Here is a 12936-nt window from a genome sequence, read left to right as displayed (position 1 = left end):
TGATATATCAACGTTTGGCAACTAAGATAGTCTTTGGCTGTTTTGGAAACGATGATAATTTTGATCATATTTCCAAATTTATTTTTGACGATTTTAGGGGCATATCAAACGATAAATCAGCCGGCAATTATACATTGAATGCAATGCAATATGCGGCTGACCAAAAATAAGAAATTGAGTTTTGCTCTGCTTTTGATCGCCTTAACGTACGATTATGAAATCTATTTTATAACCTTGATTTGAAATGACTGGTCAAGGCGCTACAACATATGGTGCGCAAAAAGTCAACCCTAACTAGATATTGTGTTTTGATTTGAAACTGGCTACTATAGATACTGTTCAAAAAAGGAGAGGATCATCATGAAGCTGCAGACGGAGAAAAATACCGGCCTCAAGAACTTGGCCGATTTGAAAGTTGTAAAACGCGACGGGACAAAAACGCCTTTTTATGCATATAAGCTTAACTTAGTATTTAAGGCCCTTGACGCGGATTGGGCAACTCAACAATCCGTCTGCAAGGCCTTAGAAGAAGCCTTTAGCGATCAGGAAAGTGCCACGACGGTTGAGATTGCCAACGCCTTTGTTGATGGGCTGCGTCAGGCGGGTCATGATGATCTGGCTACGCGCTACCTTGAATACCGTAAGCAAGATGAGGAAGCCTTTGCTGAAGCTACCAATCCGATGAACAAGCTGCATCAATTGTTTGGCCGCGATTCACATATCGTGCACGAAAATGCCAACAAGGACTCACGAGTCTTCAACACGCAGCGCGACCTGGAAGCTGGTGTGGTGAGTCGGGCACTGGGACTCAAAATGCTGCCAGGCATCGTTGCCAAGGCACATCTGCGCGGCGACATTCACTGGCACGATTTGGACTACTCTCCAGTTATGCCAGAAACCAACTGTTGTCTGATTGACTTTGACGAAATGTTCAAAAATGGCTTTAAGATTGGGAACGCGTGGGTTTCTTCACCACGCTCTATTCAAACGGCCACGGCTCAGATGTCGCAGATTATTGCTAACGTAGCTTCACTGCAATATGGTGGTTGCTCGGCCAACCGCATTGACCAGCTGTTGGAACCATACGCCCAGCTGAACTACGATAAGCACATGAAAGACGCTGAGGAATGGGTGGCACCAGACAAGCGCGAAGCCTACGCCAAGGCCAAGACCAAAAAAGACATCTATGACGCCATGCAGGCACTGGAATACGAAATCAACACGCTGTATTCCAGTCAAGGGCAAACGCCATTTACTACGATTAACTTTGGTCTGGGAACGTCATGGATCTGCCGTGAGATTCAAAAGGCCATCTTGCAGATTCGCATCAAGGGTCTGGGTAAGGAACACCGGACAGCGATCTTTCCTAAGCTGATCTTTACGCTCAAGCGCGGTTTGAACCTCAAGCCAGGCGATCCTAATTACGACATCAAACAATTGGCCCTGGAATGTTCAACCAAGCGGATGTATCCTGACCTTTTGATGTACGACAAGATCAAGGAGATCACCGGCTCATTTAAGACACCAATGGGCTGCCGTTCATTTTTGCAAGGATGGGAAGATGAAAACGGCAAAGAGGTCAACTCTGGTCGGATGAACCTGGGTGTCGTTACCGTCAACCTACCACGGATTGCATTGGAAGCTCATGGCGACAAGCAATTGTTCTGGCAGATCTTTGCTGAAAAGATGAATATTGCTAAGATTGCCCTGGACTACCGGATTAAACGGACCAAGGAAGCTAAGCCAGAAAACGCACCACTGCTCTACATGTATGGCGCATTTGGCAAGCGGCTGAAAAAAGACGACAGCGTTGATGAGGTCTTTAAAAACAGCCGGGCGACCGTTTCATTGGGCTACATCGGCTTGTATGAAGTCTGCTCAACGTTCTACGGTCCAAAGTGGGAACACAACAAAGAAGCGCATGACTTTGCGGTTTCAATCGTCAAGGAAATGCATGACCTGTGTGCCGAGTGGGAAAAAGAGGAAGGCTACCACTTCAGCGTCTACTCCACGCCAGCCGAGTCTTTGACAGACACGTTCTGCCGGGATGACGAAAAGAAGTTTGGTCTGGTTGAAGACGTTACTGATAAGGAATACTACACCAACAGTTTCCACTATGACGTTCGCAAGCACCCCACGCCATTTGAAAAGTTGACGTTTGAAGAAGATTTTCCTCAGTACGCAGCGGGCGGCTTCATTCACTACTGCGAATATCCCAACCTGCGTCAGAATCCTAAAGCGCTGGAAGCCGTTTGGGACTGGGCATACGATCATGTGGGCTACCTAGGCACCAACACTTCGATCGACCAATGTTTCAAGTGCGGCTTTAAAGGTGAGTTCAAGGCCACGGCGCGCGGTTTCAAGTGTCCACAATGCGGCAACACTGATCCCGCAACCTGTGACGTGGTTAAGCGGACTTGCGGCTACCTTGGCAATCCGCAGGCACGGCCAATGGTTCACGGTCGTCACGAAGAAATCATTCACCGGGCCAAGCACATGGATCCCGGCATGATCAAGACGGCCGCTGAATTTCAACGGAGCCGGCAGTTGGATGACAAGGCACATGCCAACATTACCGGCGATCAGATCTAAGTGACCACGTCTGCAAAATATTGCCGACTTAAAATGGCATCACATTAAGTATCGGCACTTCAATCAAAATTAAATAACTTGTGAATACCGCTAAGGGTCCGCATTCGGCTAGACCGAACGTTGGGCCCTTATTGCTTTAGAAAGGAAGATAATTATGCCAAAAGAACGTCCAATCAGACTCCCTAAGAATCCCAAACCTAAAGAATGGCTGGCCGCGGATCACTCGCTGCAATATATTGCTGACTACAAGCCGTTTAACTTTGTCGATGGTGAAGGAGTCCGTTGCAGTCTTTACGTCAGCGGCTGTCTGTTCAACTGTCCCGGCTGCTATAACAAAGCCGCGCAAAACTTTCACTATGGTCAGCCATATTCCCAGGAACTGGAAGATCAGATTATCGAAGACCTGGATCATGACTATGTCCAAGGTCTGACGCTGCTGGGCGGGGAACCGTTTTTGAATACTCAGGTTTGTTTAAAGATTATCAAGCGCGTGCGCAAGGAGTTTGGACACACCAAAGATATCTGGTCATGGTCTGGCTACACTTGGGAAGAACTGCAGCAGGAATCCTATGACAAGCTGGAGATGCTCAGTTTGATCGATATCCTGGTTGACGGGCGTTTCTTGGAAGGCCAAAAAGACTTGACGCTGCAGTTTCGAGGCAGTGCCAACCAGCGTATCATTGACGTGCAAAAATCATTGAAAGCCAATCAGGTTATTATTTGGGACAAGCTGGTTCACTAGAAAAGAGGCTATCATGACACTAAAAATTAACAATCTGCATGCCATTATCAAAGAAACCGGCGAAGAAATCTTAAAAGGCGTTGATCTAACGGTGCCAACTGGCGAGATTCATGCCATTATGGGTCCTAATGGCACGGGCAAGTCAACGCTGTCGGAAACGATCATGGGCTATCCGGCCTATGAGGTCACACAAGGCACGGTGGAGTTTGATGGCCAAGACGTCTTGAGCAGACCAGTCAATGAACGTGCCAGATTGGGAATGTTTTTGGGGATGCAGTATCCGGCTGAGATTCAAGGGGTCAACAATGCCGACTTTATCCGCACGGCAATTAATGCCCAGCGTCCCGAAAACGATCCGCTGCCGGTGATGCAATTTATCCAGCGCCTCCAAGAAAACATGGCTTTACTGGAAATGCCTGATGATATCACCGACCGTTACTTAAACGTGGGCTTTTCCGGCGGGGAGAAAAAACGTAATGAAGTGCTCCAGATGCTGATGCTGCAGCCAAAACTAGCAATTTTAGATGAGATCGACTCCGGGCTGGACATTGACGCGCTGCGAATCGTGGCCAAGGGGATCAATCATCTGCGCGGGCCTGAGTTTAGTGCCTTACTGATTACTCACTATGAGCGGCTGCTGGAATACGTTACGCCAGACAAGATTCACGTTATGGTGGATGGGCAGATCGTCAAGACGGCGGGACCAGAATTGGCTGACGAGTTGGAAGCAGATGGTTATGCTAAGTATGAGCAAATAAGAAGAAATGGCGTGAGCGAATGAATCAACAACTTTTAAGTCAAGTGATGGCCAGCTGCGTGAATGAACCAGACTGGCTGATGAAAAAACGACAATTGGCGGTTTTGCTTCAGAAGCGGTTCAAAAGTACGCCAGCCGCAGAAAAGATTATGACTGCCTGGCGGGGAAATCCCAGACTTGCCCAGCTCAACCAAGCAGCCGGTGGACAGGTAAATGCCGATCAAGCCCAAACCGTCGCCCAGAATACGGTTGGTTGCGTTAATCTGCCGTTGTTTAAGGCCGCCAACGAGTATCCGGAGCTGCTGCAGGAAAATCTGATGGAAAAGGCAATCGCCTGGCAGGACAGTCAGCTCAATGCCATGCACCTGGCCTTGTTGAATGGCGGGCGCTTTATCTATATTCCGGATGGCACGATTGTCAAAGAACCAATTGAACTGGCCGTTGACTGTCCATTGCCGAACTATCATAATCTGGTGATCGTCGGTGCTGGCGCGCAGGCAACCATTGTCGAGCACCAAATCGCCACGGGCAGGCAGCCGGCCTATTTTGGCACGGAACTGCTTTTAGGCGATGGCGCGCGGGTCGACTACTATCAGTCCAATCGTTTTGCGGCCGTGCGTAATCACCAGGCGGTCAGGGCATATCAAGCACAGCACTCAGTTTTGAATATGTATCTGGCTTTATTTGACGAGCATGATTTGACGACCGATTTTTATGCCAATCTGGATGGTCAAGGTGGCGAAGCTGAGATCAAAATGGTCACGATCGCCAGTGGCCAGCAGATTCAAGACGTCCAGACGCAGATTCTTAATCATGGTCCGCATACGATCGGCAATATCGTCCAAAATGGCGTGGCCAAGGACAAAGCCGTTTTGAACTTCCACGCGGTTGGTAAAACCGAGCGTGGAGCATATGGCGCCAACTCGCAGCAGCAGAGTCGCATTCTGACGCTGTCTGATGAGTGCAAGGGCGAGGCAGATCCCGTGCTGCTGATTGAAGAAAATGACGTTAATGCCGGACACGCGGCCAGTATCGGAAAGGTTGACGCGGATGATCTCTATTACTTGGAATCACGCGGCCTCAGTGAGCATGACGCGCAGGCATTGCTGACGCGGGGCTTTTTACTGCCGGTTTTAAATCAGTTCCCCGATCAAAAGCTGCGGGAAAATCTGGTTGACGAATTGGCGCATAGATTGGAGGAAAAGTATGAGTGACGAAGCGGGTCAACAGGCAGCAGACAAGGCGGCAATTCAAGAGTTCGCCAGTCAGCACTATCAATTTGGTTTTCACGATGATATCAAGCCGCTCTTCTCAACTGGGGTCGGACTGACGGAAGAAACGGTTCGGGAAATCTCGCGTCGCAAGCATGAGCCGGACTGGATGCTTCAGATTCGCCTGGATGCCTATCATCAATATCGGCAAATGAAGCTGCCGGCTTTTGGTCCGGATCTGAGTCAGCTGAATCTGGATCAGCTGCGCTATTTTCAACGGCCAACCGATCATGTGGCCCGTAGCTGGGATGACGTACCGCAAGCAATGAAAACGACTTTTGAAAAGATGGGCGTTCCCGAAGCTGAGCGGAAATATCTGGCGGGGGCCACGGCACAGTATGAATCAGAAGTCGTTTATGCCAATCTAAAGCGGGATCTTTCACGCCAAGGAATCATTTTTATGGATACGGATACGGCCGTCCAAAAGCATCCTGAGATTGTCAAAAAGTATTTCGCAACGCTGGTTCATCCAGCTGACAATATTTTCGCGGCTTTAAACACGGCAGTCTGGTCGGGCGGTACGTTTATCTATGTACCAAAAGGCGTGCATGCCGACGCGCCATTGCAGAGCTTTTTTAGAATCAATGCCGAAAACACAGGCCAGTTTGAGCGGACACTGATTGTAGTTGAGGACGGCGCGAGCGTTAATTATGTTGAGGGCTGCACGGCACCAGTCTATTCAGAAGACAGTCTGCATGCGGCCGTTGTGGAGGTGTTTGTCCATCCTAACGCCTTTTGCCGCTATACGACGATTCAAAACTGGTCCAGCAACGTCTACAGCCTGGAGACCAAGCGTGCTGAAGCTGAAGCGGGGGCCACGATGGAATGGGTTGACGGTAATCTGGGTTCCAAGGTAACGATGAAATATCCCAGCATTTATCTGCGGGGGCGTGAAGCTAAGGGAACCATGCTGTCGATTGCGTTTGCCAATGGTCCAATTGATCAGGATACTGGTGCGCGGATGATTCATCAAGCTCCTCACACGCACTCCACGATCATTTCCAAATCACTATGCCGGGCCGGCGGGATCTGTGACTATCGCGGTGAGGTCAAGATGGATGAAAACGCGCATGGCTCAAGCTCGCATGTTGAATGTGACACGATTATCATGGATGACGATTCGAGTTCGGATACGATTCCATATAATAAGGTAGCAATCGGCGATGTGGCGATGGAGCATGAGGCCAAGGTATCCAAAGTTTCTGAAGAAGAACTCTACTATTTAATGTCGCGTGGACTGAGCGAAGAAGAAGCAACTAAAATGATCGTCATGGGCTTTATTGAACCATTCACCAAGCAGTTGCCGATGGAATACGCGGTAGAGTTGAATCGCTTGATTGACTTTCAAATGGAAGGCTCGGTCGGTTAGGCTTCGCATATAAATGAAAAGCTAAAAAGATGTGTCGGTGGCAACAAAACGTGTAGCTCGTAAGGCAGTTTTGAATTATAAGCTGTTTGATGGAAAAATTACGGTGAATTGGCACCGAAAATACTGATAAAAGATTACAAAATTGTCACAAACAAGGTCGTAAATTCCTAAATTTTAGGATTTATGGCCTTTTTTTATGAAAAATAAAAAATTTTTTACTCTAAAATGTTACAAAATCGGAAATTTTTGGCTGTGATGAAAACATAGTCAAATAAGACCATAATAATGCGATTTATAACGAGTTTAGGTTAACCTAAACCGGCAAATGAAAGCGAATTACATTACACACTTTTACAGAATTCGCGATTTTTGAGATATTCCGGTAATTGCATGGTAAAGCTGAGGGGTTATAGTATTCATCGTTGATAAAGATAAAGAGCAAAAAACCTGAACTACAGATAAAAAAGGATGAATCTATTTTATGAAAATTTCAAAGAAAGCTGTTAAAATCTCTGCTGCCGTTGCTGGTGCCGTAGCTTTGGGTACGGTAGGCACGGCAATCACTGCCAATGCCGACACGGTTTACACGGTTCAGTCCGGCGACACGCTGTCTGGAATTTCCGCTAAGTTGGGTCATAACCTGGACTTTGTAGATCAATTGGCATCCAAGAACAACATCGCTAACAAGAACTTGATCTATGTTGGTCAAAAACTGGTTATCGCTGATGATGGCGAAGTATCTTCAGCAACTTCTGAACAAGCTGCTACGCTGCCAAGTGCTACGGCTGAAAACACGGCCACGGCAGAAGACACGACTGCTCAATCTGCAAGTGCTGCTGACTCTACGGCAGTTGACTCCAGTGCTGACCAAGCTGCCAGTGATGCCGTTGCTGCTCAGGCTGCTAGTGCCGCTGCTGCTTCTCAGGCGGCTGCATCCCAAGCCGCTGCCTCTCAAGCTGCCGCAGCTCAGGCACAAGCCGCTCAGCAACAAGCTGCTCAAGCACAGGCAACGTCTTACAACAACACTAATACGACGACTACCAGCACAACGACCACGACGAGTTCTTCCAGCTACACTTCAACGGTTTCTGGAGACGAAGCAACTGCTAAGGCTTGGATCGCTGCTCGTGAATCTGGCGGCAGCTACACGGCTCAAAACGGTCAATACTATGGTAAGTACCAACTGAGTTCTTCATACTTGAATGGTGACTATTCAGCCGCCAACCAAGAACAAGTTGCTGATAATTACGTTAAGAATCGTTATGGTTCTTGGACGAACGCACAACAATTCTGGCAGACTCATGGCTGGTACTAAAAATCAGCTTAATTTAATAAAATGAAAAGCAATGGCAATTTTTGAACATTGCTTTTTTTTGCATTGCCATTTTTTTGAATCAGCGCGTAAGCTGGGACGGTTTGATAAATTGGCGCAGCTGGCGTAAGCGACTGATTTGAGCTGCTAAAAGACGCGAAACCAATTTGAGATGGAGCGGGGTGCTGTTTTAGATCGGCAGGCTAGTTTAGACAGGCCAGTATTAGTTAGATAGACGGAACACGTGAATGGTTCGTCATGTTATAAGAAAGCTAAAGCAGCTGTGCGGGTGAGTTCTAGTAGTGCTAGAATAAAACGCAGATAATAATTGAGAAGAGGGATTTGTGATGACTGCAATCAACTGTCAACAAACACGAATTGAAACAACGCACCGGATTTTGAATGGCGACTTGAATGAGCATGGGACGCTGTTTGGTGGTCGCCTGCTGGAAGCAGTGGATGCGGAGGCTTCAGTCGCGGCAATGCGGGTTGCCAGAGCCACTTTAGTCACGGCAGCCATGGATCATGTTCAGTTTGTCAAGCCATTTCACTTGCAGGATGCCATGATTGTCAGGGCAGTGGTTACTGGACTGGGGCATCGGTCAGTTGAGGTATTCGTAAAGGTTTTGGGCGAGCACTTGATGACTGGCGAACGTTTTGTTGGCTTTACCTGCTTTTTGACCTATGTAGTGCCAGGAGCAGAGTCGGGGTTGGCCTACGATGAATTGATTGCTGATAACGATGAAACCAAATATCTGTTGGCAGGCTATCAGGATCGTCGTGCGCAGCGGGCCACGGTTCGTCAACAGGAGCGCGATTTGTTGGCTCATTTGAGTGGCAAATAGGCGGGCAGATTGATTTACTACGGTTTGGAAATTATTAAGATGCTGGCGGGGTTTATCGGTATCTCACAAAAAAATCAGATCTGAGATTATGATATTGTCATGCGATCGATTGTGATAATGGATTGTCAGCTTATTAGTGATGATAAATACCCCAGATGAAACTTTTATGCAGAAGAATTTGCATAAAATACCCAAAGAAAAACTGATTACCTACTTTTCGCAAAAATCAATGTATAAGTAGGTAAAAATCAAAAGTTTGGTGCGATTGAATATGCAGTTATCTATTATTAGCTAAAAACAGCGAATAGTAGATAGTTTTAGAACCCGCACCTAGATCAAGCCCGATTTTTTCACAAAATTAGTTGCTTAGCGGTGAAAAGATGGTCGCCGACTGAATTCACAGCAACTGGCAGTGGGGGATGTTCGTTCTGATCTGCTGATTCGTCAACCACCATCGATTAAAGTCATGGAATTTCCAGCTAGAAATAATTAAAATCTTGTTGAATGAAAAAGAGACATCCTGTTGTCCAAACAAGATGTTTCTTTTCTTTTATACTTAGAAGAATCCAGAATATGGCTTTTGGCAAACTGATTGATGCAGCCAATTAATAAGCGTAATGAAATCAAATACCGGTCGCTTGGCAGCTGCTTGAATGGCCGCGGCATATGGTGGCAAATCACTGCATTCCAATAAGATGGCCCCGACTTCGGGATGATTGGCAACTACCGCTTGCGCTTTTTGCATTAAGGCTTTAGTCAGCGCGCCATTATCAAGAACGGTTTGTCCATAGCGAATAGCGTGAAATTCGGGTAAGCTGCCAATGTCAACAAAAATCACATTACGGTCATCAGCGTTGACGTTATTCAACAGCTTTTGATCAGCACCATTAATATCAGCGACCAGTACGGCGATTTTTTGATTGGCTCGTAGGCTGAGTGAGATTAATGGCAATTGCGCAAGACTGGAAAGAATAACCGGAACGTGCACGCTGGCTTGAACCTGACGCTGAAAGTTGGCAAAGTAGCCGCACGCGCCGACGATTGCCTTAACACCTCTTGCTTCTAGATTTTTAGCCGCATTAACGATTACTTTGACGGCTGCTGGATCGTTTTCAAAGAGCTGTTCGATTTCAAGATCGATTACTTCATAGTCAACGGGAAAGTTGAAAGTCGTGGCATTGGCGACATTACCGGGAAGCTTGGGATAATTGAGATTAACTGCAATAATACCGATTGCGTTGCCAGCAATGGGACTGACGTTGGGCGAGACGGATTGATTCTGATTGTAAAAGCTAATGTAGCCGTATGGATCAGCCATGGTTCTGCTCCTTAAAGTTGCCATTTACCAAGTAGTCCAATAATTCTTCTTTATTAAGATGAGCGATGCCTAACTCATCCAGGGTGACGCCAGTTTGGTAAAAATCGGTGCCAACCATTGCTGATCCTAATGTGATGATGCTGTCGATTACTGGTGTTGCAACACCGAATTTCTTGCCCAATTCATGGTAAACGTGGCAACCGACAGGAATATCTTCAGTAACGTAGCGATCATGAATACTGAATGGACCGGTACCAAAGGCCATTGGAAACTGATCGTCAAACGGTGCCTCGGCCCCATCACCCATATATTCAGGTCCTAAAATATTTGAGCGTGAGAAGAAGGTCTTTTTTGGATAACGGGCAATGTCGACGCCAATTGTTTCGGCCAGTTGAATTTCTTCTTGGTAAAAGGCATATTGAACTTCAGAGACGGATTCCGTATAAACATGAGAGTAAATGGAAAAGTCGCTCTTATCATTACCACCAAAAACGCGTCCATAGTTTTCCATTACGGCAGCGCCCAGGATCGTGCCAGGGCAGTGCAGGGTCGGATTAACGTTGCTAAAGCCAATATCGAGCACCGTCTTGCCGCCAACTGGACCATCTCCAAATGTAATCGAATCAAAACAGCCGATGTGCTGCGTACTTTCCAGGAATTTTTCTTGATCAGTCGAAGGCAGAGCCGCTCCCCGCAAAGAGATTGCTCGGTAGCGGAAGAATACCCGTTTAGTGTCAATGCCGGCTTCTTTAACAATCCGCGTACCATACGGCGCACTTGACCAGCCGCCAATGATCACGTTGAGTTCGGGACGCTTTTCTCGCAACTGTTTGCGTAAACGTAGACTGCCAAAGTTGTCAGGGATGATATGGATGATTTGGCCATCTTCCAAGAGTGGCACCAGCTGTTCAAAGAAAGCGTTGTGGCCAACTGAAGGAACGGCGACCAAAATAATCTGTGCGCCGGCAACGACTTCTTTTAAATCATCAGAAACGAGATCGAACTTGGCAATGCCGCTGCGTTTAAAGTTATAGCGGTTATATTCAAATCCTTGAATCTCAATGCCGGTTTTGTCGATATCCTTTAACGACGTTTTGGCAAATTCTGGCAGATCAAACAATCGGACGTGGTTGCCAGCCAGCTTACAGTCGGCGGCGACAGAACGGCCAACCGCTCCAGCTCCTAAAACAGCAATCGTATATTTGGATAAGTTTTGTGCTACCATTTGAATTCCTCTTTTCTTAATAAACAAAAAAGCCCCTAGCAATGCACTCAGTCACTGCTAGGGGCGTATTGTACGCGTTACCACCCTAAATTCGATAAAGAATTACTCCTTTATCCTCAGCTGGTGCCTCCAAATAGGAGAGACCAGAACGGAATATCGACCGTTGACCGGAAACTGCTTACCATAAGCTCACAGCTTCTAAGACTCAGAAACCATCTTCATTAAGCATTTGCCAACGGTTTTCACCAACCACCGTCTCTCTAAAGGCATCCCCTTAATTACTCATCTCTTCGACGTCATTAATTAATTTTTCACGATTCTATAATGTTAAATTAATTATGTCAACGGAAATTTTGAAAAAACAGAAGCATAACTCAAGCTGCCAGCAAAAATGTGGGATTTGCTGTGGTGATATTTGGCAGTGAGCAAGCACGTTCAAAGAGGTCGTTCAAGCAAAAATTCAAGAAAAAACCATAATTTTGGGGCTGAAATCTTCAAAAATACAACTTTTTTATTACAAATTACGGCATCCCTAACTTTTTTAATGAAACATTTGTGAAAACAAGGCCAGTCGCCAATCAGGACGTTTTTACCACACATTGTTTAGAATCTTTGAAACCGGCTTACATTACGAAACATTACGAAAAAGGCTTATTTTGATATTTTTGATTAACCCACGTGTAACGTTGAACCTGTATAGTAGTCACCGTTGATAAACAAGCAAGACAAAAACAAACGAAAAAGGATGGATTTGACTAATTATGAAGTTTAACAAGAAAGCTATGAAGATTACCGCAGCCGTTGCTGGTGCCGTTGCATTGGGAACGGTAGGAGCAGCAACTACGGCCAACGCCGACACCACCTACACGGTACAAGCCGGCGACACGCTTTCCAGCATTTCATATAAGTTGGGTCACAACCTGGACTTTGTTGACCAACTTGCCCAAAACAACAACATCGCCGACAAGAATCTGATCTTTGTTGGTCAACAGCTGACGATCAAAGACGATGGTGAAGTTGTAGTCAGTGATCAAAATGGTCAACAGACTACGGTCGCTCAAGTTCAAACTCAGCCAGCTGCTCAAACGACTGCTGTTGCGCAATCAGCTGCCAGCCAGGCACCAGCAAGCACGCAATCAACGTACACTTCCGCTGTTGATGGTAGCGATGCCGCAGCCAAGGCCTGGATTGCTGCTCGTGAATCCGGTGGCAGCTACACGGCTCAAAATGGTCAATACTACGGTAAGTACCAACTGAGCTCATCTTACTTGAATGGCGACTACTCTGCCGCCAACCAGGAACGCGTGGCTGATAATTACGTTGCCAGCCGCTACGGTTCTTGGACGGCTGCTCAACAATTCTGGCAAAGCCACGGCTGGTACTAAAATCCAGCGGCATTTGCCTAATCATCCCTGATCATTTGATTTCGGCAGATTGCAAGAAATAACTTGAACGAATTTAATGACGTAAATTAAGCAGGAAGATCTCGATTGGTGTGCGCCAGT

Annotated in this window: 10 protein-coding genes and 1 other annotated feature; of the genes, 8 read left to right on the top strand and 2 right to left on the bottom strand. The window is 46.7% G+C overall.

The genetic code is table 11. From position 1 onward, the window contains the following. The first annotated feature begins 360 nt into the window (after positions 1–360). The 7 genes from nrdD to HF864_RS07660 all read left to right on the top strand — a co-directional run bounded on the left by nrdD (position 361) and on the right by HF864_RS07660 (position 8888). Entirely contained in the window at positions 361–2592 is a 2232-nt protein-coding gene (gene nrdD, locus HF864_RS07690; RefSeq protein ID WP_169462403.1) for an anaerobic ribonucleoside-triphosphate reductase, read from the top strand. 154 nt (positions 2593–2746) lie between these two features. Then, positions 2747–3334 carry an anaerobic ribonucleoside-triphosphate reductase activating protein gene (gene nrdG, locus HF864_RS07685; protein WP_169462402.1) on the top strand — a complete coding sequence of 196 codons (588 nt, stop codon included), beginning with the start codon at positions 2747–2749 and terminating at the stop codon, positions 3332–3334. A 10-nt stretch (positions 3335–3344) separates the two neighbouring features. Further along, positions 3345–4115, top strand: coding sequence for a Fe-S cluster assembly ATPase SufC (gene sufC, locus HF864_RS07680; protein ID WP_169462417.1), 771 nt, complete (start codon positions 3345–3347; stop codon positions 4113–4115). Then, positions 4112–5305 (top strand): SufD family Fe-S cluster assembly protein, encoded by a 1194-nt coding sequence (locus HF864_RS07675; RefSeq protein ID WP_205882329.1) that lies wholly within the window; start codon positions 4112–4114, stop codon positions 5303–5305. The genes sufC and HF864_RS07675 overlap by 4 nt, the downstream gene beginning before the upstream one ends. Next, entirely contained in the window at positions 5298–6731 is a 1434-nt protein-coding gene (sufB, locus tag HF864_RS07670) for a Fe-S cluster assembly protein SufB (protein ID WP_169462401.1), read from the top strand. Before HF864_RS07675 ends, sufB begins: the two co-directional genes overlap by 8 nt. A 481-nt stretch (positions 6732–7212) precedes the next feature. Continuing rightward, positions 7213–8046: a LysM domain-containing protein gene (locus HF864_RS07665; RefSeq protein WP_169462400.1), complete on the top strand. Its 834-nt coding sequence runs from the start codon at positions 7213–7215 to the stop codon at positions 8044–8046. A gap of 344 nt (positions 8047–8390) precedes the next feature. Beyond that, the gene (locus HF864_RS07660; RefSeq protein ID WP_169462399.1) at positions 8391–8888 is read left to right on the top strand and encodes an acyl-CoA thioesterase; all 498 of its coding nucleotides are present in this window, start codon (positions 8391–8393) and stop codon (positions 8886–8888) included. Positions 8889–9444: 556 nt separating this feature from the next. Here the strand turns inward: HF864_RS07660 and HF864_RS07655 are convergent. Together HF864_RS07655 and HF864_RS07650 are read right to left on the bottom strand one after the other, a co-directional pair. Then, positions 9445–10206, bottom strand: a complete 762-nt coding sequence (locus tag HF864_RS07655; protein WP_240936899.1) for an aspartate/glutamate racemase family protein — start codon at positions 10204–10206, stop codon at positions 9445–9447. Further along, complete coding sequence (locus HF864_RS07650) at positions 10199–11431, bottom strand: NAD/NADP-dependent octopine/nopaline dehydrogenase family protein (protein ID WP_169462397.1); 1233 nt, start codon at positions 11429–11431, stop codon at positions 10199–10201. Before HF864_RS07650 ends, HF864_RS07655 begins: the two co-directional genes overlap by 8 nt. Positions 11432–11487: 56 nt before the next feature. Next, positions 11488–11734, bottom strand: a binding site (T-box leader). Between the two features lie 458 nt (positions 11735–12192). On the opposite strand from HF864_RS07650, the gene HF864_RS07645 reads away from it, so the two are divergent. Continuing rightward, complete coding sequence (locus tag HF864_RS07645; RefSeq protein WP_169462396.1) at positions 12193–12816, top strand: LysM domain-containing protein; 624 nt, start codon at positions 12193–12195, stop codon at positions 12814–12816. Positions 12817–12936: the final 120 nt, after the last annotated feature.

This window comes from Lactobacillus sp. MRS-253-APC-2B, assembly GCF_012843675.1.
GTDB lineage: Bacteria > Bacillota > Bacilli > Lactobacillales > Lactobacillaceae > Limosilactobacillus > Limosilactobacillus pulli.
Note: the sequence above shows the minus strand (reverse complement) of the source record. Positions and strands in the feature narration are given on the sequence as shown.